Consider the following 22,430-nt stretch of genomic DNA (forward strand, 5'->3'; position numbering starts at 1 on the left):
GATCTCAGGGCTCGTCTTGAAGTGGCGAAACGGGTTCGATTAACGCATCAGGCAACGCTAGGCGAGGGCCGCTCGCGCCTCAACCGGTTTTCCTCTGAAAATGCCCAAATCCGCTCAGGCAACAACGAACTGCTGGCGACAGCTTCCGCCACTCGGTTCAGTTCAATGCGACTGATCGAATGAAGCTCGGATCCGACGTTGCATATGGTGCGAATGAGTCGGTGCCATCATGAAAATGAAAGCGACGGTAACCCAATTATTCGTCAGCCCAGGCGAACAACCCGCCAAGGCAAACACGTTGTAACGCACCGGCTAGGCGAGCTTGGGCCGAGCCTTCTTATGATGGCCCGTTGCCTTCTCGTAGGCGCCCGCCATGGAAAAGATCGACACCTCGTCATGCGCCGAGGCAACTGCCTGCAATCCGACGGGTAGCCCCGCAGCGGTGAAGCCAACGGGAATGGATGCACCCGGCTGGCCGGTCAGGTTGAACGGATAGGTGAACGTCGCCCAGGAAACAATGTTCTTGTCCGCGTAGCCGGGCGGCGTATCCAGCCCGGCCTCGAAGGCTGCGACCGGCAGTGTCGGCGTCAGCAGCAGGTCGTAGTCTTCGAAGAACACGCGCATCTTCTCGCGGAACTCGTAGCGGGCGAAAACGCTCGCGTAGTAGGTATCCATCTCCTGACCGATGGCCTTCTTGAGGACCTCCAGCACGGCGGGGTCGAGCAGGTCCGGATGCTCTTCGATGATGCCACGCAGTTTGGTGCCGACACCGGCGTAGAATTCTGCGGTCCACAGGTCGATGGGGTCGTCCATGATATGTTCGACCAGTTCGACGTCCAGTCCCAGGCCGGCAATCCGCTTGACCGCCTGATCGGTCAGCGCCGCCACTTCCGGGTCGACGCGCCCGTAACCAAGCGTCGGGCTCCAGGCGACCTTGATCTTGCGATAGGTCCGCGTCGCGTTGACGAAATCGGGCTGCGCGCCCTTCACCGTGAAGGGGTCGCGCTTGTCGTATCCGGCAATGACGGAGAGTGCGATGGCCGCATCCTCCACGGTGCGCGCCAGTGGTCCGACATGGGCAAGCGTCGGCGTCGCCGAAGTCGGGTAGACGGCGACACGACCGAAATGCGCCTTGATGCCGAACAGTCCGCACAGGGCGGCGGGAATGCGCACCGAGCCGCCGCCATCGGTCCCGATGGCATAGGGTACGAGGCCGGCGGCCACCATCGCAGCCGCGCCGCAACTGGATCCGCCTGGCGTCATGGCCGTGTTCCAGGGGTTGCGGGTGATGCCGGTCAACGGGCTGTCACCAACAGCCTTGCAGCCGAATTCGCTGGTCGTCGATTTGCCCAATATCACCGCACCGGCCGCGCGCAGCCGCTCGACGGAGGGTGCATCCACCTGCGCCGGTGCATCGGACACCGCGCGCGAGCCAAAGCGCTGCGGCATGCCCTTCACTGCGATCAGGTCCTTGATCGAGGTCGGGATGCCGTCCAACTCGCTGAGGCGCTCGCCGCGCATCAGGCGATCTTCCGCTGCGGCGGCCTGTGCGCGCGCGCCATCGAAGTCGACATGGGCGAACATGTTGAGTTCCGGCTCGAGCTTCTCGCAGCGCGCGATCACGTCATCGAGCAACTCGGTCGGTGAAAAATCCTTGTGCGACAACCCGTTGCCTAGCTCACGGATCGTCTTGAAAGCGAATTCAGTAGACATCTCGACCTCGATACAGAAGCGATCCGGTCGCGCCGGCTTCGGGCAGGCGCGACCGGACAGCCGGAATGCTATTCGTCCAGCACGGCCACCGCGCGCACCGGCGAGCCAGACCCGTCCTTGAACTTGATCGGAAGGCCAATGAATTCGAATTCGCCCTTGCCGATCAGGCTCTCCAGGTTCACCAGCCACTCGAAGTGGGAAATCCCGAGATCGCGGCACAGGCGATGCTGGGCGAAGATATTGTCGGACGGCTTGTCAGTGGACGGCCCCTCGACGCCGTGCATCCGCGAACCGCGATCATACAGCCACTGCGTCGCCTCGACGGTCAGCCCCGGATTGCCCCAGACGATCTGCTTGCGGTCGCCCCAGTTGCGCTCGTGGAAACCGGTGCACAGCAGGACGATGTGTCCGTCGACCTTGACGCCGGCCTTGTCCTCCGCCGCCTGCATGTGCTCGGCGGTGATGTCCTCAAGGTCGCCGATCTCGCGCAGGTCGAAGCAAACCGCCTTGCCCATGAACATGTCGAGCGGCATCTCGTTGATCGGCGCGCCCTTGGGATTGACGTGCAGGAACGCGTCGACGTGGGTGCCGACATGGTCGAGCATGCCGATGAAGTTCGTCTGGAAGGTCATCGGGTCACCTTCCACACCGAGACCAAAGCTGAGCGTCGTTTCGTGGGTGAGGGCAGGCAGGTAGACCGGGCTCTGGAACAGCTTGTGCGCCGGCATGTTGTCTTCGATGGTGAGGCTCAAATCTACGATTTTACGGGCCACGGGATTACCTCCATTGATGGTCATCGGTATGGGACCGCTGCTCAGATCATCTGAGCCGGCAGCCAGGTTGCGAGTTGGGGGAATGCCGCGATGAGGGCGACGAGAAGCAGCAGGATGATCCAGTAGGGGATCGAGCCGATGAAGATGCGCGCAAGTGTGGCTTCAGGGTCCGATACGCATCCCTTGACGGTGTAGACGCACAGGCCCAGTGGCGGCGTCAGCAGGCCGGCCTCGATGGCCACGATGCCGATGATGGCGAAGGCCAGTGGCTCGTAGCCGACGGTCAGGGCAAGCGGGGCGAAGATCGGCACCGTCAACAGGATGATCGACACGGAGTCGATGAACATCCCGAGCACGAACCAGACGCAGACCATGATCGCCAGGATCAGCATCGGGGAGTCGCCGATGGACAGGAACAGCGTCTGTATGAAGTCGGTGATGCCGCCGAGCGCAAGAAGCCGGGAATACATCTGCGCGGTGAGCAGCAGGAACAGGAGCGGCGCGGAAATACGTCCGGTTTCCAGGATCGCATCTCCCAGCCCGCGCAGCGGAACCCGCTTCAGGATAGCGAGCGCGAGCGCGAGCAGCGCGCCGATGCCGGCCGCCTCGGTCGGCGTGAAAAACCCGAACCAGATCCCGCCGAGTACGCAGAAGATGAGAAGTGCGACGCCGAGACCGCCAATGAGCTGGCTGCGCCGCTCTTCCGGCGTTTCCTCGGACGTCGCTTCCGGGTCGTAGGGCCCGCCGAAGAGGGCCGGCTTCAGCGTTGCGTAGCCGACGAGAAACAGGAAGAACATCGTTGCCAGCAGGATGCCGGGAATGACGCCCGCCACGAACAACTGGCCGATCGACTGCTCCGAGATGACGCCCCAAACGATCAGCAGGACACTCGGCGGGATCAGCATCCCGAGCGAGGCGCTGCCGGCGATCGAGCCGAGCGCGACGCTGCGGTCGTACCGGTGGCGCAGCATCTCGGGATAGGCGATGCGGGAGAACGCTGCCGCGGAGGCAATCGACACGCCGGTGACGGCTCCGAAGATTGCGTTGCCCGTGACGGTCGCCAGCGCAAGGCGCCCGGGTAGCCTGCGCAAGCCGCGGTTGACCAGTTTGTATAGGTCGGACGCCGCACCGGAGCGCGAAATGAATTCGCCCATCAGTACGAATAGCGGAATCACGGCGAACACGTAGTCGCGGATCGCCTCGTAGGTTGTGTTGGCGAGCAAGGAGCCGGCGATGTCGATGCTGCCGGTTAGATAGGCCAGCCCGAAGAAACTGGTGAGGCCGAGTGCCAGAACCACGGGCACGCTGCACATGACCAGCAGGATGAGGATGACGATGATGCCGAGCGCGAATTCAGGACCAGCCATGGTGTGATCTCACTCCGCCGCTGCGGTTTGTTGCGCTGCCTGGGCGATGTCGTAGGGGGTCTCGCCGCGTACGATCGCGCGGTAGGCAAGCGTCAGATAATTGATGATGGCGAGGACGGAACAGGCGACAATCACCACGCGCACTGGCCAAGTCGGCACCTGGAATGAGGCGTGGCCTTCAAACTCGCCGGTGGCGATGGCCCGCATCATCGGCGTGTAGGAGGCCCAGGCGATCAGGCCGAAGAAAAGCACGCCAAGCATCGAGACTACCGTTTCGAGTGCGATACGTGGCTTTGTCGGAAGTCGTGCGACCAGCAGGTCGGAACGCAGCATCGCGCCAATGCCGACCGCGTAGCTGAGTTGAAGATAGGCAATGATGACAATGCCGTTTGCAACAACTTCGGCGACGCCGATGATTGGCCAGTTGAACAATCCGCGCGCCACCACATCGCAGGTAATGAGGAGCGCCACGGCGATCAGCAATCCTGCTGCGATGTATTTCAGCAGCCTGCTGACAAGATCCACGGCAGAGTCGAGATAATCGAACATGGTTCCAGGTTGCCACTGTTAATCTGGACGGGAGCAGGGGCGGAGAGTTGGCGCGCGGCCTGTTGGGCCGCGCGCCAGTCGTGCGGGTGGTGGCGCTATTTGATCTCGTAGCGGTACGGCCACTCGTGGCCCATTTCCTCGATCTTGTTCATGTAGAACTGAAGGACCTTGGTGCCGGGCAGGCCGCGTGAATCAGCGTCCTTTGCCATGCGGTCCGGGAAATCCTTCAGCGCTTCGGCCCAGTCCTTCTTGGCCGTATCGGAGATTTCCTTCACTTCGACATTCAGCGCACGAAGCTTCTCGAGGCCCTCGGCATCGTTCCGCGCGCAGACTTCCGCCGTGACGCCGGACCATTCCTTGCCCATCTCGACGAGAATTTCCTTCACGTCCTCGGGCAGCTTCTCCCACGTGCCCATGTTGATGGTGACGGCGTTGAAGAACTGGGCGCCGAAGTCGGTCTTGGTGTAGTGCGGGGCGACTTCGTTCAGCTTGAAGGCCGACCACCAAGGCGATGCCGAAAGGTAACCTTCATAAACGCCGGACTGGATGGACTGGTAAGCCTCGTTGAGGTTGGAGGCGACAGGTGTCGCGCCCGCAATCCAGTCGAGATTGATGCCCGCACCGGCGATCTTGTGGCCTTCCAGTTCCTTGAACTCGGACCAGGCGAAGTTCGTGCCGAGGCCGTAGTTTGCAAGGCACGCACCGCCGAGCCACTTCTGGTTGTGCTCGGTCTCGAACACCTCGTACAGCTCGGGAAATTCGTCATAGGTCGCCAGAACCGCTTCGGTCACCTTCACGGCGTCGGGTGAGTTGAACGGAAGAAACAGCGTGAAGTTCTGGATGAAACCGTTGGACGGCTCGAAGATCAGGCTGATGAAGCCGATATCGAGAAGACCATCGCGGGTCGCCTCAAGAACTTCGGTCACTTTCGCGACCTGGCCAGCGTGCAGTTCCTGAATGTTGACCGTGTGGTCGGTCCGCTCTTCGATGCGCTTCTTCAATTCGGGAGCGAACCAGTTGTGCGCGGTCTCCGTATAGGCCAGGAGCCCAATGGGATGACCTGATCCCATCCGTAGATTTATTGTTTCAGCGGATGACAATGCAGTACTGCCAAGAAGAGCGGCAGCGACACATGCGGCCGATAAGGTAAATTTCTCCATTTCAACACCTCTGGTTGTTTATTATTACAAATCCACAGATCAGCGAATTGAGCCGCGGTTGTTTTTTTCTTTGAATTGAGCGTTCCAAAAGGCGTGACAATTGACAATTGTGAAAATTGGGATGCGAAATATAAATCCTGTTTATGGCTCGCTCACAGGCTTATCATTGGCCAGCCCCAGTGGAGGCAAAACACGTTGGAACTCAGGGATTTACGGACGCTTATCGGAATTTCGGAGACCGGCAGCCTGTCCGCCGCAGCGCGCAAACTTCACCTGACTCAGCCGGCGTTGAGCGCATCGCTGAGGCGTCTGGAGGAGGAATTGGGGGTTCAACTCGTGCGCCGGCATTCGCGTGGCGCGGTGCTGACGGAGGAGGGCAGATACGTTCTGCAGAAAGCCTATGGCATCGTGCAGGACGTGGCCGAGGTGGTGTCCGTCGTCCATAGTCTCGCAGAGGAGCCGGTCGGCACAGTCAATCTTGGCTTGCCCACCACGGTTGCCGGAGGGCTGATCCCGGAACTGTTGCCGCTTCTCAGGCAGCGTTTCCCGCGCATCAAGCTGCACATCATCGAGGCGATGAGCGGCGTGCTCGTGGAGCTACTGCAGCTTGGCCGGCTCGACATGGCCGTAATGTTCGACATCCAGCCGATGGCAGGCCTGCGCAGCGAACCCATTCTGAAGGAACGACTGTACTTCCTCGTTCCAAGCGATCACCACTTGGCGCAGCGGGAATCCGTGCGGTTCGAGGAGGTCGCCCGTGTTGGCCTTGTCCTGCCAAGCGTCGAGAACTCGATCCGCAAGCTTATCGAGACGACCTGCCAGGCGGAGGGCCTGAGCCTAAACGTGCTCGCCGACGTGGATTCCCTGCCTGGCCTGATCAACCTGGTGAAAGGCGGTTACTGCACCATCCTGCCGATCTACCTCGTGACCGATCACATCAAGTCCGGCGTCATTTCAGCAATCGAGATCACTCGGCCCGAGCTCGCGTGGACCATCCACTTGGCGACCCGCAACGATGCCATCAGGCCGCGCGCCAGCCTCACGACAGGCCGGATTCTCGTCGAGGCCTGCAAGAAGCTCGTGGAATCCGGGGACTGGCCGGGATACATCGAAAATCGCGGGTAGGGGCAGATCAGCGGCTTTGTGCCAGGAGCAGATCAGCGGAATGTTCAGGATCATCTAAATGATGTTTCCCAGCCAGAAGCTCGCTACCGGCGGTTGGGATAGGGGTAGCAGATACACTGGTCAGGGAAAGGGAGTGGCTGTACTGTCAGTTCATCCCAAATTCCAGTTACAACCACGAAGCTGGATTTCAGTGCCTCATTCAGGCCGGGCCAATCGCAAGTCCTCTCGACGCCAGCCCGTTTTTGCATTTGCACTTTTGGCATTTGCACTTGGGATGATGCATCGGTAAGTTGCGGACAACTCACAGAGCAGCAGAATCGCATGACAAAGATCGACAAGAGCGAAATCACGCGGCGCAAGCTCCTGCAACGCGTCGCAGTGGGTGGGGCTTTTGCTTTCATCCCTGTCCTGCCGGAAAAGTGGGTCAAGCCGGCGATCGACATGATCGTGGTTCCGGCCCATGCGCAGGCGGTTTCCGGTCCCAGCCCCAGCGCAAGCACGGGCGCCGTTCCCCCGACACCGTCCGCCTCGCCTGGCGCTATTCCGCCGTCTCCCTCTTCGTCCTCGACCGTTTCCCCGGACTGATACCCGGATCTGAGGCATCGGGGCGTGGCGGTTTCGTTGGCCAACTGCGCGTGACAGGCCGAGCTTGATGCGCGCGCAAGCCGACACTCCAGGTATCTTCGTGCAGATCGCGTCCTATCGCGATCCACAGCTTGTGCCCACGCTGCGCGATTGCGTTGCCAAGGCTGCACATGCGGACAAACTGACTTTCGGCATCTGCTGGCAGCGGGACGAGAGCGAAAGCCTTGAGGAATTCGCCGGCGATCCGCGCGTTCGCGTGGTCGAACTGGACTATCGCGACTCCAGGGGAACGTGCTGGGCGCGCCATCAGATCCAGCAGCTTTACGCCGGCGAGACCTACACCCTGCAGATCGACTCCCACCATCGCTTCGTCGAAGGTTGGGACACGCTACTGGTGTCAATGATGGGACAGACCGGCAGCGCAAAGCCGGTCATCAGTTGCTATGCGCCGGGCTTCGATCCGTTTGATCCCGCCGAGCCATTTGCAGAAACGCCCTGGGAACTGGGCTTCGACCGGTTCACGCCGGAAGGGGTTCTGTTCATGCGCCCGCGCGAGATGGAAGGCTGGAAAGCGCTCACTCGACCAATTCCGGGCCGCTATTTTTCCGGTCATTTCGCCTTCGCGCCAGGATCGTTCTGCCGCGACGTCCCGTACGATCCAAACCTCTACTTTCACGGCGAAGAGATCACCATCGCGGTGCGCGCATTCACACACGGTTATGACCTGTTCTGTCCGCATCGTGTGGTGCTCTGGCACGAGTACACGCGCAAGTACCGGACCAAGCACTGGGATGATCACGTTCCCGAAAAGGGTGCCGAAATCCCATGGACGGTCCGCAACGACCACAGCCTGCTGCGGAACCGGATTCTTCTGGGAATGGAGGAGGGGGACGTCGACTTCGGGCCTTATGGCTTCGGTACCGAGCGAACCCTGCGCGACTACGAAGACTATGCCGGCATCAATTTCCGCCTGCGTCTCGTACAGCCCTACACCTACGAGAACCGGCCGCCGCCGAACCCGGAGATCTATACATCAGACGAGGAATGGCAATCGCGCGCCACCAAGGAATTCTGGACGCGGATCCGGTTCGAGAATGGCTTCCCCGACCCCGATCCGGATGTCGATTTCTGGTATGTTGGCGTCCACGACGCGGACGGCAATGAAATGCACCGCGCCGACATTCCAGCCAAAGAGCTTGGCCGGATTCTGGCGCAGGACCGCGCCGAGTTCATTCACCAGTACCGCGCCTATCGCAAGGCCGAGAACTGGACGGTCTGGCCGCACAGCAAGGACCGAGGCTGGCTTGAGAAATTCACGGGGCGGCTGACTGGCTGACGATAACGTTGCTGCCGTCGAGTGCTGCTTTCGATTGAGGGATCAGCGCGCGGATCGCCTTCGCTCCATCGTCTGCCGAAGTGTGATTGAGCGAATAGGCGGCGACAGTTCGGGTGAGGTTGGTTATGGCCTCGAAGCCGTGGTCCGGCAGTTGACGGGCGTTCGCCACCGACCCCATCAGGCGCACCACCGCCGCCGCCTTGCTAATGGGTTGCAGGCCCTGCGGCTCACTTGGCGCATATGACGCGAAGACGATGGCGCAAGGTGCGGGAACCGGGTCGGGCAGAGCGGTGCGAGGCGACAGCACGAGTGCCTCGTCGGAGCGAAGAAGCCTGCCGGTGCGCGCCGCATCCTGAATGATGCCGGAGAGAACCCGGTCAGCATCCGGCTTGAGGCAGATCGGGCGGGGAAACGCCAACACGTGGCACGGATCGGAGATGCCGATCAACTCGTCGCTCACGCAGGCATATCCTAGATTGTCCAGCCTTGCGCAAAGGGTCGATTTGCCCGCACCGGATGTGCCCGGCAGCAGGATGGTACTGTGCGAACCGCAAACCGCAGCGGCATGAAGAAGCGGTATCGCGGTGCAATGGCTGGCAAAGGCGTGGATGACTTCCGCCAGCACCAGCCGCGCCGCGTCCGCACTGCATGTTGCGGTGAAAACCGGCGAACCTTCCCGCCACAATGCGAATTGATCCGCCCCGTCACCCACCAGTTCGAGCCGCAGGCACGGATCTCGGGCTGCGACCGTGGGGAAGCGGCTGAAGATCACATGTGCAAGCGCGGTGGCCGGTTCGTCCCTCAGGGCAATGTCGACGACGAGACCGGCAAGGCCGACACGTATCGTCGAGGTCATGAAAGTTTGATGGACTCGTTGCGCTGCAAGGCATCCAGCGCGTCCATCACATCCCGTGAGATGTCCGGCACCTCAGGGAAGGCCTCCGCCATCAGGTGCTGGATTTCAGCGACGGTGGTTTCACCATTGCAAAGGCCCCAGATGAGCGCGGCGGTCGCATTGAGGCACAATGCTTCGGACCGCTCAGGGTGATACAGAACGACTTCGTCATCGAGTTCCTGAGTCAGGAACCCGTCGATGCGGACCGGCTTGTCGCTTCCCTGCATGCGCTTCGTGCCCCTCAATTCCCGGCCAGTATCTGAACCCATCAAGGCCTTTCCAGTTGCACGGTGGCTACCATGATGCAACCACTACGCCCTCCGGAAAAGGCGTGGCAATGCGACGATGAGTGCGGCAGATGTAACCTGTGTGACCGCAGCGATCGATATCGGTCGGGTGCTTCTGCCGGCGGATTTTGCGCGACCGTTCTCGTTTTATGGCGAGCACCTCGACGCGCTGCTTTCGCTGGATGTACCCCTCGTCGTTTATGGTGATCCCGACATGCCCGTGCCGGCCTCGCCTGCCGCACGGCAGGTCGTCCCGACCGACCACATCTCGCTGGAGCGCTTCCGCCACTTCAACCTCGTCCAGTCAATCCGTTCCAATCCCGCATGGCGGGACGGCGCTCCATGGCTTGCGGCGAGCCCGCAGGCCGGGCTCGCGCATTACAACCCGCTCGTCATGTCGAAGCTCGACTGGTTGGCCCGGGTTGCATCGGAAAACCCGTTCGGCACAAATAACTTCGTGTGGATTGACGCGGGCATCACCCACACCGTTCCGCTGGAATTGATCCGCGCAGCATTGGCAGGCACGGCGCTGAAAAAGCATCTCACGCGGTTTCTTGTGCTGACCTACCCTTACGCCGCGAACCACGAGGTCCACGGTTTCGATCATGGTGAAATGGCCAGGCTTTCCGGGGTATCCCGCATCGAATGGGTAGCGCGCGGTGGCTTTTTCGGTGGCGATGCCGGCTACATTCGCGAGGCGGCCCGGCTCTACGATGCAATGCTGGAGCACACCCTGTCTGCGGGCCTGATGGGGACAGAGGAGAATGTGCTGACCATTCTCGCGCACCTGCATCCCGGTCTCTTCGAGCGTTATTGCCTCGAGTCGGACGGGCTCGTTAAGCCGTTCTTTGCGGATATGGCCTCCGGGGGAGGCACGAGATGAGCACTACCGACCGCAATGTCGACGCTGCGCTGCGCGAACTTGGCCGGCGTTGGGCGTCATGCGTCGTTCTCACAATCGGCCGAAGCGATGGCATCGCCCACCGCACCATGGGTTACGCGCAACTGTTCGGCTGGCCCTCCGTTGATGTCGCCGAACCGCAGAGTGGAGACGCCGGCAAGGTCTGGCGCCTGCACGCGCCTGGTCCGGTGGGTGTGCTGCACATCGAAACCAGTGGCAAAGACTGGGCTGTGCTGTCGGTGCTCGATCTCGACGCGATCAGCCCGGCGATTATCCGCGTTCGCCGCGAAGGATTGGGCGAAGCGAACCTTTACCGCGCGGTCCGTCACCTGCAGCGCGCCGGTTATGCGATCGAATGGTTCTACGACGAACTCGTTGCGATCCGCGACGAAGCGCATGGCGGCATCGGCGACAGTGCGCTGCCTGTCGCGGGCGTGCAGGACAGTACAGACGGCGACCCACGCGCCGCGGTTTATGTCATCAGCTACAATTCACCAGAGCAGTTTCGGTGCTGGCTGGAGTCCGCAACCGCCGCCGCGCCGGGCTTTCTCGCCGCCGGGCAGCGTTACCTGCTCGACAACTCAACCGATGAGGCCACGCGTCCCGCATATGACGAATTCGCCGGTCGGCATGGCTTCACCGTGCTTCGCAACGGCAACCTTGGCATCACCGGAGGTCGTGTGTGGTGCGCGAGCCATTTCGATGCACTTGCGGATCTGGACGGACTTTACTGGTTCGAAGATGACATGTTGTTTGGCGCACCGGGTGACCCACCCTGTCGCAACGGGTTTTCCGCCCACGTTGCGAACCTGCCCGCCGTCATACCAACAATCGTGCGCCGCGAAGATCTCGATTTCCTCAAGCTGTCCTTCACGGAAGTCTTCGGCGACCATCATCTCAACTGGGCATGGTATCACCTGGGACCGGAGGCGCGCGAAACCGGCTTTCCCTGCGGGACGTTCCGCACGCAGGTTTCACATACCAGCGTGGAATCTGAAGTGTCCTACCTCGTCGGCAACGTCCACTTCAGCAACTGGCCCATGTACCTGTCGCGTCGTGGCAATCGCCGCATGTTCCTGGATGCCCCGCTTGGCGACCTCACCGAAGGCGGCTGCATGGCTCGCGGTTTTACCCTCCAGCATACCGGGGAATTGCGCGGCGGCGTTCTATTTGCGTCTCCGATCAACCATTGCCGCCGGCACAGCTATACCCAGGCGGATCGGCGCGAGTCCTGAGATAAGTGCAAGTGGCTGAGTACCGGCGGGGCCGGCAACGGCAGGCGAGGGCGGCTTGCGCCTCAATCGATTGTCTCCAGCAAATGTGCTGTCAGACGAACCAAAAAAGTCTCAGACCGACCGGCGAGGCCGCCTCGCTCAGGCAGCGAAGAGCTGCTGCCACTCGGCCAATGCCGCGGCTCGGTTCAGCTTGAAATTGTCCCTGCTGTAGAGGTGGCGTTCCTGATTGAAGTGATTGTGGACTGAGGAGTGAACGGCGGCAAATTTCTGCAAACTTCGCATCCGCCGGAACCGCGTCATGGCTCGTTCGCGTCTTCGGAAGGGCAGGTGCGAATTCTCTGCCCGATTGTTCAGGTGCTGGCCGGTGACTTGTCGATCGCCGTTGCCGAGGTCGCGCATCGCGGCGCCGTAAGACCGGAGCTTGTCGGTCACGAGCGCTTCTGGACTGCCATGTCGCTTCAGCAATTTCCTGAGGAATTTCAACGCAGCCTTGCGGTCTCGACGCTTCGAGACGAATGCTTCCAGGACCTCGCCCTCATGATCGACGGCACGCCACAGATACCGCGTCTCGCCGTTGATCTTCACGAAGACCTCGTCGAGGTGCCAGCGCCAGTGGGTGATTGAGCGCATTCGACAATGCAGCCGAGCGCGATGAAGTAGATGGCATCAAAATATGACGGATCAATCTCTTCAGTTCACAGCAATTCGCCTAGCGCAACCTATCGGTGAGCTGTTTGTGGGGCCTCAGCAGGTCAATCGTCGACGACACCGTTCCCCTGTTATGCACCTTCCGACGCCCTGTTATTGCGGTTTGATTGCCCTGTTCCGGCGAAAAAAATCCCCTGTTCCGGGCATTAACAGGAAAGTGGTCGGGCTCCCGCGTAACCGACTGAAAAATCGAGGGTTCTCTGGCGGAGTGTGATCGTCTCCTGCTGCCCGCACCCTGCTTGTGCAGGCAAAGTCTTGGAAATTCCCTGTTAATGCGAAACTCACCCATTCATCAGCCAGCCTGAGACCGGCGGGAATGACCGCCCGCATTCGGCCCGAAGAAGGCGCCGAAGACCGATGCCGGAATAGTGTGCTGTCAGACGAACCAAAAAAGTCTCAGATCGATCGGCGAGGCCGCCTGGCTCAGGCAGCAAGGAGTTGCTGCCACTCGGCCAATGCCGCGGCTCGATTCAGCTTGAATTTTTGCCTGCTGTAGAGGTGGCGTTCCTGGTTGAAGTGGTTGTGGATCGATGAGTGGACAGCGGCGAATTTCTGCAGACTTCGCATTCGCCGGAACCGGGTCATCGCCCGCTCTCGTCGTCGGAATGGCAAGTGTGAATTCTCAGCCCTGTTGTTCAGGTGCCGGCCGGTCTGCTGCCGGTCGGCATTGCCCAGATCGCGCATCGCGGCTCCGTAAGACCGGAGCCTGTCGGTGACGATGTTCTCGGCGGGCCCATGTCGCTTCAGCAATTTCCTCAGGAATTTCAATGCCGCCCTGCGATCCCGGCGCTTCGATACGAAGGCCTCCAGGACCTCGCCCTCGTGATCGACGGCCCGCCACAGGTACCGTGTCTCGCCGTTAATCTTCACAAAGACCTCGTCGAGGTGCCAGCGCCAGTGGATCAACGAACGCATCCGCTCGACCCGCCGCTGCCGGATCTCGGCCGCGAACATTGGCCCGAACCGGTTCCACCAGTAGCGCACCGTCTCGTGGCTGATCTCGATGCCGCGCTCGTGCAGGAGATCCTCCACGTTCCTCAGCGAAAGCGGGAACCGGATGTACATCATCACCGCCAGGCGGATGATCTCAGGTGAGGTCTTGAAGTAGCGAAACGGGTTCGATGTGTGCATGCGGCGAGGCTAGGGGAGGAGCGTTTTCAGCTCAATCGGTTTTCCTCTGACAGTGCCCACAGCACGCTTTCCAGCGAGGCAGTTGCCGAGCCGTCGCCGCAAGAGAAGCAGACAGTGAAGTTGCTGCTGGAACATCTGCGCAACAGTTACAGCTATTGGCAGGAGGGGGCGCCAAATGGCTGAGCAGACCACCCCCATCGCCGAGACCAATCGCTTTATCGTTCTCGATAAGTATGTTCGCGCCTGGGAACCGGCGGACAGCTATCAGTCTGAAGCCGAGCTTGAGCGCGAGCTGATCCAGGACCTCCGCAATCAGGGCTATGAGTATGTTCCTGACCTGAAATCAACCGATTCCATGCTGGCCAATGTGCGTGTGCAGCTGCAGACGCTCAATGATGTTCAGTTTACCGATAAGGAGTGGGCGCGCTTCGTCGAAACTTATTTGGACAAGCCCAGCGACAGCGCGACGGAGAAAGCCCGCAAGCTCAACGACGACTACATCTTTGACTTCGTCTTCGATGATGGCCGTATCCAGAACATCTATCTGGTCGATAAGGCCAATGTCTGCCGCAACAAGGTTCAGGTCATCAAGCAGTTCGAGCAGGCCGGAACGCATGCCAACCGCTATGATGTGACGATCCTAGTGAACGGTCTGCCGCTGGTGCAGGTCGAGCTGAAAAAGCGCGGTGTCGCTATCCGCGAAGCATTCAACCAGATCCACCGTTATAGCAAAGAGAGCTTCAACTCGGACAGTTCGCTCTTCAAATACCTCCAGATCTTCGTGATCTCCAACGGCACCGACACCCGCTACTTCGCCAACACGACCAAGCGCGACAAGAACAGCTTCGACTTCACTATGAACTGGGCGCAGGCCGATAACAGCCTGATCCGGGACCTGAAGGATTTTACGGCGACTTTCTTCGAGAAGCGCACCCTCTTGAAGGTGTTGCTGGACTATTCCGTCTTCGACGTCAGCGACACGCTTCTGGTGATGCGCCCCTATCAGATTGCCGCAACTGAACGCATTTTGCGCAAGATCAGAAGCTCGTTCGTAGGCAAGACGCTAAGCAAGCCGGAAAGCGGCGGATATATTTGGCACACGACGGGCTCAGGCAAGACACTGACCAGCTTCAAGGCGGCCCGCCTCGCAACTGAGCTTGATTTCATCGACAAGGTCTTTTTTGTGGTCGACCGCAAGGACCTCGATTACCAGACGATGAAGGAATATCAGCGCTTTTCGCCTGACAGCGTCAACGGTTCCGACAGCACGGCAGGGCTGAAGCGGAACCTCTCCATGGACGATAACAAGATTATCGTCACGACCATCCAGAAACTGAACAATCTGATGAAGAGCGAAGGTGACTTGCCGGTCTATACCCAGCGCGTCGTCTTCATTTTCGACGAGTGCCATCGTAGTCAGTTTGGCGAGGCGCAGAAGAACCTCAAACGCAAATTCAAATCCTTCTGCCAGTTTGGCTTCACGGGCACGCCGATCTTTCCGGAAAATGCTTCGGGTGCGGAGACGACCGCCAGCGTGTTCGGGAGCGAACTTCATTCCTATGTGATCACCGACGCCATCCGTGACGAGAAGGTGTTGAAATTCAAGGTCGATTACAACGATGTGCGCCCGCAGTTCAAAGCGATCGAAACTGAACAGGACGAGAAGAAGCTGACCGCTGCCGAAAACCGGCAAGCGCTTCAGCACCCCCAACGAATCGCCGAGATTTCCCAGTACATTCTCGATAATTTCCGCCGCAAGACGCATCGTCTCTATGGAGACAATAAGGGCTTCAACGCCATGTTCGCGGTGAGCAGCGTTGATGCAGCCAAGCTCTATTATGAAAAGCTGAATGCGCTGCAGAACGGTAGCGTCAAGCCGTTGAAGATCGCGACCATCTTTTCATTCGCGGCCAACGAAGAACAGGATGCAATTGGCGACATTCCTGACGAGAGTTTTGAGGTTTCGGCGCTGAACAGCAGCGCCAAGGAATTCCTGAACGCGGCCATCGCGGACTACAACGCCTATTTCCGAACGAATTTCAGCGTCGATAGCAAAGGCTTCCAGAACTATTATCGGGATCTGGCCAAGCGGGTGAAGTCCAAGGAAGTGGATCTGCTCATTGTGGTGGGCATGTTCTTGACTGGCTTTGATGCGCCGACGCTCAACACGCTGTTCGTGGACAAGAACCTGCGCTTTCACGGCCTCATTCAGGCCTATTCCCGTACCAACCGCATTTATGATGCAACCAAGTCATTCGGAAACATCGTCACCTTCCGTGACCTTGAAGAGGCAACCGTCAAAGCGATTACGCTGTTCGGTAACGCAAACACCAAGAACGTCGTCCTCGAAAAGAGCTACTCGGAATACATGGAGGGCTTCACGGACCACGCGACCGGAGAAGCAAGACGCGGCTTCATGGATGTTGTGAAGGAGCTTGAAGAGCGTTTCCCGGACCCCTCGGCGATTGCAAAAGAGGCTGACAAGAAGGCGTTTGCAAAGCTGTTCGGAGAGTATCTGCGTGTTGAGAATATTCTTCAGAACTACGATGAATTCGCCAACCTCAGAGAGCTTCAGGAGATCGATCAGAGTGATGCCGAAGCGGTGAGAGCGTTCAAGGAGCGGCATCATTTGAGTGATGATGACGTTGACGAGCTCAAGAGCATCGAGATGCCTGCTGACCGAAAGGTCCAGGACTACCGTTCGACCTACAATGACATCCGGGATTGGCTCCGCCGTGAAAAAGCGAGCGCCGAGCAGGTCGAGTCAATGATCAACTGGGATGATGTCGTCTTTGAGGTCGACCTTTTGAAGTCCCAGGAAATCAATCTGGATTACATCCTAGGGCTAATTTTCGAGCACAACAAAAAAACGAAAAGCAAGTCTGACCTTGTCGACGAAGTTCGCCGCGTCATTCGCGCCAGTATCGGCAACCGTGCAAAGGAAAGCCTCATCGTCGATTTCATAAATCAGACAAATCTTGACGAACTTGGTGACAAAGCCGGGGTGATCGAAGCGTTCTTTGAATTTGCACAAGCGGAACAAAGCCGAGAAGCGGAAGAACTGATAACCGATGAAAAATTGAACGCGGATGCCGCCAAGCGCTACATCGCGACGTCGATTAAGCGCGAATATGCGAGCGAAAACGGAACGGAGTTGAACTCGATCCTTCCAAAAATGAGCCCGCTCAATCCACAATACCTGACCAAAAAAAGAGATGTGTTCCAACGCATCTCTGCGTTCGTAGAAAAGTTCAAGGGCGTTGGCGGGAGAATTTAGGCGTGATGACGATCGATGGTCGCGAACCACAGCATACCAGCTACGATTTTCGATCCGCGTCGCGCCCGCATGCCGATCGTCCGCCGCAAAGGTAAAGTTCTAGCGACCTAAAAAGAGTAGCATTTTCAGAACTTTGTAGAAGTGTACCTATTGAGCGCAGGCAACAGCCCTGGAGAATATCGGCCCCGAGAGACCGTTTTCGGGCCACATGGCGGCGGGGTCGGTGCGCAGCCCCTCCCGCATAACCCTCCAAAACAACGGAATAATCCGGCCGCAGCCGGATCGGGAGAACGCTTTCGCGAGGGCAAGTGGCGGATGGGACGGGATTCTATGTTGATCATTCCGCAGGTGCCACTCTCATCACCGCACCTCCCACCAATCCGGCCACTTCACCTTCCACGGCGTCCGGGTGGATTGTCGCACGATCTGCTGCTCTTCGTTGGAGAGGCGACGCTCGCCCAGGCGGGCAAGTGCGGCTTCGACCAGCCAGGGTTCGATGACCACGCGGGCTGTGTCGCGGAAGCGATCGAGCCGGCGCGTCATGCGCAGGGTTTCAAGTTCGGAGCCAACGGCACCGCCTAACCCGATCGACCTGATCTCGATAACGACGTCCTCCGGACCATCGCCGCGCCTGCGGGCGCGGGCATCCTCGATTGCCTTGAGGGCAGCGCGCGCCGAGGCGTTGTCGCCTTCCAGACCCTTCCTCGCAATCTGCAACAGGAAGGCTTCTGCGGCGGAGACGCGCCGTTCGACGCCGTCCTCCCGGATAGTAACCGTCTGGCCGAGCACGGACTCGTAGGGCAGCGTCTTGTGGCTTCCCTTTGGACGGCCGCGCGGATTGCCGCTCTTGCCCTTCTGGAAGCGAGTCGACAAGGGCGGATTGCGATAGCCGGTCCCGGACCTGGTTGAGTGGTCCTGGTCGCTCATCGGTCATGCCCCCTTGGCCAGCGGATGGAATCCGCATCCCGCGTTGCCGTCCTGACCCTGCGGACTTCTTCGGAGCTCAGCTTCTCGACACCGTGCCGGCGAGAGAGCGCGGTCTGCACCGCCCATGCCTCGATCAGCATCCGCTCCGGAGAGCCGGGCGGGTTGGGTCGGTCCGTGTCGGCTGTGATCACGCCCAGTATCCGAAGCGCTTCGTCCGCGGTTCGCGGCGACTTGCACTCGGTCATGATCCTGACATTGGCGGTCGGCTTCTTGCCCGGCCGGTTGTCGCGTGCCTGTTCCTGCTTCTCGATCATCTTCAGGATCTGACGCTGCGCCAGACGGCTTCCGGACAAGGCACTCTGATAGGTCTTCCACTGCAGAGCCTCTTCGACAGTGAGGTCGCGCGGCACCCCGTCATGGGTGACGGTCAGGGTCTTGTCGAGCACGATGTCGAAGGCGGACTTCTGCCGGGCCGGTGCCTGCTTGCGCGGCCGCCCGTTGGGATTGCCGCTCTGGCCCTTGCGGAAGCGGGAATGGAGCGGCGGTGTGCCGCCACCCCCGCTCATGACCGTACTCCGGTCTCGAGTTCGGGTTCCTGACCCGTCAGGGCCGACCAGCGTGCGATCGCTACATCGACATAGGCCGGATCGATATCGAGGCCGCGGAAGCAGCGTCCGGCGCGCTCGCAGGCGATGAGCGTCGTTCCCGAGCCTGAGAAGATGTCGAGGACGAGATCCTTGCGCCGGGTCACGTCCTGTATGGCGTCGGCAACCATCGCGACGGGTTTGACGGTCGGATGCAGGGCCAGATCCTGGTGCCGGCTGCCGGCCAGCGAGTTGACCGATGGATAGTCCCATACATTTGTCCGGTTGCGGCCGTGGCGTCCGAGTTCGACGGTGTTGAGATGCTGGCCGCTGCCGACCCGGTAGACGAAGACGAGCTCATGCTTGGAACGGTAGAGCGATCCCATGCCCGCGTTGGACTTGTTCCAGACGCACAGGTTGAGCAGATCGCCGTAAATGCCTGATCCGACTCCGCTCACATCATTCATGTGCCGCCAGTCCATGCAGACGAAGTGGACCGCGCCATCGCGCGAGATCGCAATGCAGGCGCCAAGCGTCTCGGTGAGGAACGTGCGGAAGTCCGCTTCGCTCATCTCGCCTGATGCCATGGCGAACTCCCGGTGGCGGCCCCTGGCGTTGACGAAGCCGTTGATCGGGACGTTGTAGGGCGGGTCGAGGAAGGCCGCGTCGATCCTTGCTCCATCTCCGATGACGGTCTTGAGGAAGGTTGTATCCCTTCCGTCACCACAGCCGATGCGATGATCGCCGAGGATCCAGATATCGCCAGGCTTCGTGCGGGGCTCGGCGGGCACTTCGGGAATGACCTCGTCGTCCGGGTCATCCGGCCCCTTGAGGATGACGTCGATCTCACCGGTCGAGAAGCCGGTGAGCGAGAGGTCGAACTCGATGTCGAGGCCGGAGAGATCGCCAAGTTCCAGCCTGAGCAGTTCGAGATCCCAGCCGGCACCGAGAGCGATCTTGTTGTCGGCAATGCGCAGCGCGCGGACCTGAGCATCGCTCAGTCCTGTCAGGGTGACGGTCGGCACTTCGTCGAGACCGAGCATCTTCGCGGCAAGCAGTCGACCATGACCGGCGATCACGCCGCCATCGGGGTCGGTGAGTATCGGATTGGTGAAGCCGAAGGACCGGATCGAGGCGGCGATCTGGTCGATCTGCTTCTTGGGATGCGTGCGTGCATTGCGCGGATCGGGCTTCAACTCGCCCAAGGGTCGGTAGGTGATGGCAAGCGGCGTGGTCCGGGGGGAGACCGCGGTCATGGTGTGTTCTCCTGTGTCAACGGAACAATGCAGGAACACTACCAGATTTGCCGTCAGGTCAACAGCTGAATGGCAACATCTTGTGGTTGGACGCAATACAGTGGGGATAAGTCTGGACTTCGCCCCGGATCGGAGCATTGCTGGTGGCCGAGCCCGGTCCACGGGCCTGTCCCGGTAGCGGCGGATGATCGCCGCAAACAACCGGAGACAAGACATGACCAGCACGAAGACAGATCGCACCAAGAGCAAGGGCACGAGGACGGGCAAGCCGGCGAAACCCCGCGCGACCCGCCGCGCGTCGGGCGCCACCAGCGCAACGGGCAAGTCCGGGACGGGTGAACCCCGCGTCACGCGGCTGGAGACGATCCTCTCGCTGCTGACGCGACCCGAAGGGGCCAGCATCGCCGAACTGGTGGAGGCGACCGGATGGCAGGCACATTCGGTCCGCGGCGCCATCGCCGGATCGCTGAAGAAGAAGGGGCATGCGGTCTCCTCGCAGAAGGTTGACGGCGTCCGCCGTTACACCGTCGAAGGCGAAGGGGGAGCAAAGTGATGGCGAATGCCATCTCCGGCGCGACTGCGAACCGGCCCACCCGGCACATGGCCCACGTTCTGCCATCCGATCTCGACACACTCGACCTGGAGGGCCTGCGGGCCCTCTGGCAGGCGCGGTTCGGCCGGCCGCCGAAGCTGCGCTCGGTGGAACTGCTTCGGCTGATGCTGGCCTGGCGTCTTCAGGCGCCCGTCTATGGCGGGCTCGATCGGGAGACGGTGCGGATGCTGAAGCGAACCGGTCCCGTCATGGCCGAGGGGATGGAGCTTGGCACCGGTGCCCGCCTGCGGCGGCAATGGCAGGGCCGGGAGGTCGAGGTCATCGTCGAGGATGGCGGGTTCCGCTGGGACGGCAAGCTCTATCCGAGCCTGTCGGCTGCCGCCGCCGCGATCACCGGCACCCGCTGGAACGGCCCGCGCTTCTTCGGATTGCGCAAGGGTGCGTCATGACCCGACCGCTGAAGCATTGTGCGCTCTATACCCGCAAGAGTTCGGAGGAGGGGCTTGATCAGGCCTTCAACAGTCTCGATGCCCAGCGTGAGGCCTGTGCGGCCTACGTGAAGAGCCAGGCCGGCGAGGGCTGGAGAGCTCTTGCCACGCACTATGGCGACGGCGGCATCTCCGGCGGCACGATGGAACGTCCAGCATTGCAGCGGCTCCTCAGCGACATCGAGGCTGGCCGGGTGGATGTAGTCGTCGTCTATAAGATCGACCGGTTGACACGTTCGCTCGCCGACTTCGCCCGGATGGTGGAACTGTTCGAGCGCCACCAAGTCAGCTTCGTGTCCGTCACTCAGTCCTTTAACACCACCTCCAGCATGGGGCGCCTGACCCTCAACGTGCTGCTGTCCTTTGCGCAGTTCGAACGCGAGGTCACGGGCGAGCGCATCCGCGACAAGATCGCGGCATCGAAGAAGAAGGGCATGTGGATGGGAGGCCGGGTGCCGCTTGGCTACGACCCCCCGTCTGCGAATGCGATCCGCGCGCTCGTCGTGAACGAGGCGGAGGCAGGGATCGTGCGAGGAATATTCAGGTCCTACCTAGAGCTCGGATCCGTGCCTGAAGTTCTGAAGCGGCTCGACCGGGAGGGCATCCGCTCCAAGGTGCATCGGACTGCCTCGGGCACGGTCTCCGGCGGACAGACCTTCAGCCGGGGCGCCCTGTTCCACCTGCTGAAGAACCGCACCTATCTGGGCGAGATCGTTCATGGCTCGGAGGTCCATCCCGGCCTGCACGAGCCGATCATCGATCTGGGCCTATTCGAGGCGGTACAGGCGAAGCTGCAGGCCAACACCCGCCGCGGGGCGGGAAGCGGGGGCAGCGTTGCTCCCTGCATGCTCACGGGGCGGATATTCGACCATGGCGGCCGGCCCCTGACCCCGAGCTTTGCCTATGGCCGCAAGAAGAAGCTCTACCGATACTACGTCACGGCGCGATCCGCCTGCAGTGGTGACGAGGGCGCCGGCGATCAGACGCCCACGCGCATCCCGGCGAGTGCGATCGAGGCCCGCGTCGAACAGGTAATCGCACGCGTAGCGGGCAATCTTGCCGACGGCAGTGGACTTGCCGCGCTTGAGCGGCTCGAGGTGCACGGTGACCGGCTTCGGCTCTTCCTCAGTCCGGCATCGTCCATCGATGCGGTGAACCTCGCCGACGGCGAACGCCTGATCCCCGATGCGCCCAACGCCTCCCGCGCGGTGATCGAAGTCCCGGCACAGATCCGAACGCGAGGGGGCCGGTCGAGCGTGGCAGGCGGGGAGGTGGCAACAAAGCCTGATCCCGTTCTGATCAATGCACTGCGCTGCGCCCATGCGATGATCGGGAAGGACCATGCCGGGATGCCGGTCCTGGAAGCTGCACCGGACACACCTTATCGCCGCAAGCTGGTTCGGCTCGCCTTCCTCGCACCGCCGATCCAATCCGCGATTCTCAACGGACGCCAGCTCGCCGGCCTGACCCTGACGAGGCTCATGGACAGCCCGATCCCGGCGGCCTGGGACGAGCAGATCGCGCTGTTCACAGGTGCCTCGATCTGAGCCACGAATCGGTTCGGCAGATTTCCTTTCCGG

The 22,430-nt window shown here is 60.7% G+C and carries 21 protein-coding genes; 9 read left to right on the forward strand and 12 right to left on the reverse strand.

Features of this window, described 5'->3' with window-relative positions; translation table 11 throughout:
• Positions 1-312: 312 nt before the first annotated feature.
• The 5 genes from ACKTEK_RS04975 to ACKTEK_RS04995 form a co-directional block, all read right to left on the reverse strand.
• Positions 313-1,713, reverse strand: a complete 1,401-nt coding sequence (locus ACKTEK_RS04975; RefSeq protein ID WP_409164137.1) for an amidase — start codon at positions 1,711-1,713, stop codon at positions 313-315.
• A gap of 68 nt (positions 1,714-1,781) precedes the next feature.
• Complete coding sequence (locus ACKTEK_RS04980; RefSeq protein WP_409164138.1) at positions 1,782-2,486, reverse strand: cyclase family protein; 705 nt, start codon at positions 2,484-2,486, stop codon at positions 1,782-1,784.
• 41 nt (positions 2,487-2,527) lie between these two features.
• Complete coding sequence (locus tag ACKTEK_RS04985) at positions 2,528-3,853, reverse strand: TRAP transporter large permease (protein WP_409164139.1); 1,326 nt, start codon at positions 3,851-3,853, stop codon at positions 2,528-2,530.
• A gap of 9 nt (positions 3,854-3,862) precedes the next feature.
• Positions 3,863-4,402, reverse strand: a complete 540-nt coding sequence (locus ACKTEK_RS04990; RefSeq protein ID WP_409164140.1) for a TRAP transporter small permease — start codon at positions 4,400-4,402, stop codon at positions 3,863-3,865.
• Positions 4,403-4,497: 95 nt separating this feature from the next.
• A complete protein-coding gene (locus ACKTEK_RS04995; RefSeq protein WP_409164141.1) occupies positions 4,498-5,562 on the reverse strand; it encodes a C4-dicarboxylate TRAP transporter substrate-binding protein in 1,065 nt (354 codons plus the stop codon).
• Positions 5,563-5,655: 93 nt separating this feature from the next.
• Between ACKTEK_RS04995 and ACKTEK_RS05000 the strand changes: the two genes are divergently transcribed.
• From ACKTEK_RS05000 to ACKTEK_RS05010, 3 genes are all read left to right on the forward strand, one after another.
• Positions 5,656-6,687, forward strand: coding sequence for a LysR family transcriptional regulator (locus ACKTEK_RS05000; protein WP_409164142.1), 1,032 nt, complete (start codon positions 5,656-5,658; stop codon positions 6,685-6,687).
• 321 nt (positions 6,688-7,008) lie between these two features.
• On the forward strand, positions 7,009-7,272 hold the full coding sequence (locus ACKTEK_RS05005; RefSeq protein WP_409164143.1) for a hypothetical protein: 264 nt from the start codon (positions 7,009-7,011) through the stop codon (positions 7,270-7,272).
• Positions 7,273-7,339: 67 nt separating this feature from the next.
• Positions 7,340-8,608, forward strand: coding sequence for a GlcNAc-transferase family protein (locus tag ACKTEK_RS05010; RefSeq protein ID WP_409164144.1), 1,269 nt, complete (start codon positions 7,340-7,342; stop codon positions 8,606-8,608).
• Here ACKTEK_RS05010 and ACKTEK_RS05015 read toward each other — a convergent pair.
• Positions 8,586-9,464: a hypothetical protein gene (locus ACKTEK_RS05015; RefSeq protein WP_409164145.1), complete on the reverse strand. Its 879-nt coding sequence runs from the start codon at positions 9,462-9,464 to the stop codon at positions 8,586-8,588. The two genes, ACKTEK_RS05010 and ACKTEK_RS05015, sit on opposite strands and share 23 nt — an antisense overlap.
• Positions 9,461-9,730: a PqqD family protein gene (locus ACKTEK_RS05020; protein WP_409164146.1), complete on the reverse strand. Its 270-nt coding sequence runs from the start codon at positions 9,728-9,730 to the stop codon at positions 9,461-9,463. Before ACKTEK_RS05020 ends, ACKTEK_RS05015 begins: the two co-directional genes overlap by 4 nt.
• A gap of 142 nt (positions 9,731-9,872) precedes the next feature.
• On the opposite strand from ACKTEK_RS05020, the gene ACKTEK_RS05025 reads away from it, so the two are divergent.
• The gene (locus ACKTEK_RS05025) at positions 9,873-10,673 is read left to right on the forward strand and encodes a hypothetical protein (protein ID WP_409164147.1); all 801 of its coding nucleotides are present in this window, start codon (positions 9,873-9,875) and stop codon (positions 10,671-10,673) included.
• Complete coding sequence (locus tag ACKTEK_RS05030; protein WP_409164148.1) at positions 10,670-11,926, forward strand: hypothetical protein; 1,257 nt, start codon at positions 10,670-10,672, stop codon at positions 11,924-11,926. Before ACKTEK_RS05025 ends, ACKTEK_RS05030 begins: the two co-directional genes overlap by 4 nt.
• 138 nt (positions 11,927-12,064) lie before the next feature.
• Here the strand turns inward: ACKTEK_RS05030 and ACKTEK_RS05035 are convergent, their stop codons facing one another.
• Complete coding sequence (locus ACKTEK_RS05035) at positions 12,065-12,556, reverse strand: IS6 family transposase (protein WP_409164149.1); 492 nt, start codon at positions 12,554-12,556, stop codon at positions 12,065-12,067.
• 501 nt (positions 12,557-13,057) lie between these two features.
• Positions 13,058-13,765, reverse strand: coding sequence for an IS6 family transposase (locus ACKTEK_RS05040; RefSeq protein ID WP_409164150.1), 708 nt, complete (start codon positions 13,763-13,765; stop codon positions 13,058-13,060).
• Positions 13,766-13,940: 175 nt separating this feature from the next.
• On the opposite strand from ACKTEK_RS05040, the gene ACKTEK_RS05045 reads away from it, so the two are divergent.
• On the forward strand, positions 13,941-17,042 hold the full coding sequence (locus ACKTEK_RS05045) for a type I restriction endonuclease subunit R (protein ID WP_409164151.1): 3,102 nt from the start codon (positions 13,941-13,943) through the stop codon (positions 17,040-17,042).
• Positions 17,043-17,402: 360 nt separating this feature from the next.
• Here the strand turns inward: ACKTEK_RS05045 and ACKTEK_RS05050 are convergent, their stop codons facing one another.
• Genes ACKTEK_RS05050 through ACKTEK_RS05060 form a run of 3 tightly spaced genes read right to left on the reverse strand, consistent with a single transcriptional unit; the run spans position 17,403 to position 19,809 of the window.
• Complete coding sequence (locus tag ACKTEK_RS05050; RefSeq protein WP_409164152.1) at positions 17,403-17,969, reverse strand: DUF5681 domain-containing protein; 567 nt, start codon at positions 17,967-17,969, stop codon at positions 17,403-17,405.
• Positions 17,966-18,535 (reverse strand): DUF5681 domain-containing protein, encoded by a 570-nt coding sequence (locus tag ACKTEK_RS05055; protein ID WP_409164153.1) that lies wholly within the window; start codon positions 18,533-18,535, stop codon positions 17,966-17,968. Before ACKTEK_RS05055 ends, ACKTEK_RS05050 begins: the two co-directional genes overlap by 4 nt.
• On the reverse strand, positions 18,532-19,809 hold the full coding sequence (locus ACKTEK_RS05060) for a site-specific DNA-methyltransferase (RefSeq protein WP_409164154.1): 1,278 nt from the start codon (positions 19,807-19,809) through the stop codon (positions 18,532-18,534). The genes ACKTEK_RS05055 and ACKTEK_RS05060 overlap by 4 nt, the downstream gene beginning before the upstream one ends.
• A 214-nt stretch (positions 19,810-20,023) precedes the next feature.
• On the opposite strand from ACKTEK_RS05060, the gene ACKTEK_RS05065 reads away from it, so the two are divergent.
• Genes ACKTEK_RS05065 through ACKTEK_RS05075 form a run of 3 tightly spaced genes read left to right on the forward strand, consistent with a single transcriptional unit; the run spans position 20,024 to position 22,397 of the window.
• Complete coding sequence (locus tag ACKTEK_RS05065; RefSeq protein ID WP_409164155.1) at positions 20,024-20,362, forward strand: DUF3489 domain-containing protein; 339 nt, start codon at positions 20,024-20,026, stop codon at positions 20,360-20,362.
• Positions 20,362-20,811: a DUF2924 domain-containing protein gene (locus ACKTEK_RS05070; protein ID WP_409164156.1), complete on the forward strand. Its 450-nt coding sequence runs from the start codon at positions 20,362-20,364 to the stop codon at positions 20,809-20,811. Before ACKTEK_RS05065 ends, ACKTEK_RS05070 begins: the two co-directional genes overlap by 1 nt.
• Positions 20,808-22,397 carry a recombinase family protein gene (locus ACKTEK_RS05075; RefSeq protein ID WP_409164157.1) on the forward strand — a complete coding sequence of 530 codons (1,590 nt, stop codon included), beginning with the start codon at positions 20,808-20,810 and terminating at the stop codon, positions 22,395-22,397. Before ACKTEK_RS05070 ends, ACKTEK_RS05075 begins: the two co-directional genes overlap by 4 nt.
• The last annotated feature ends 33 nt before the right edge of the window (positions 22,398-22,430 follow it).

The organism is Tepidamorphus sp. 3E244 (genome assembly GCF_046159835.1).
In the GTDB taxonomy this organism is placed as follows: domain Bacteria; phylum Pseudomonadota; class Alphaproteobacteria; order Rhizobiales; family Tepidamorphaceae; genus JACKJK01.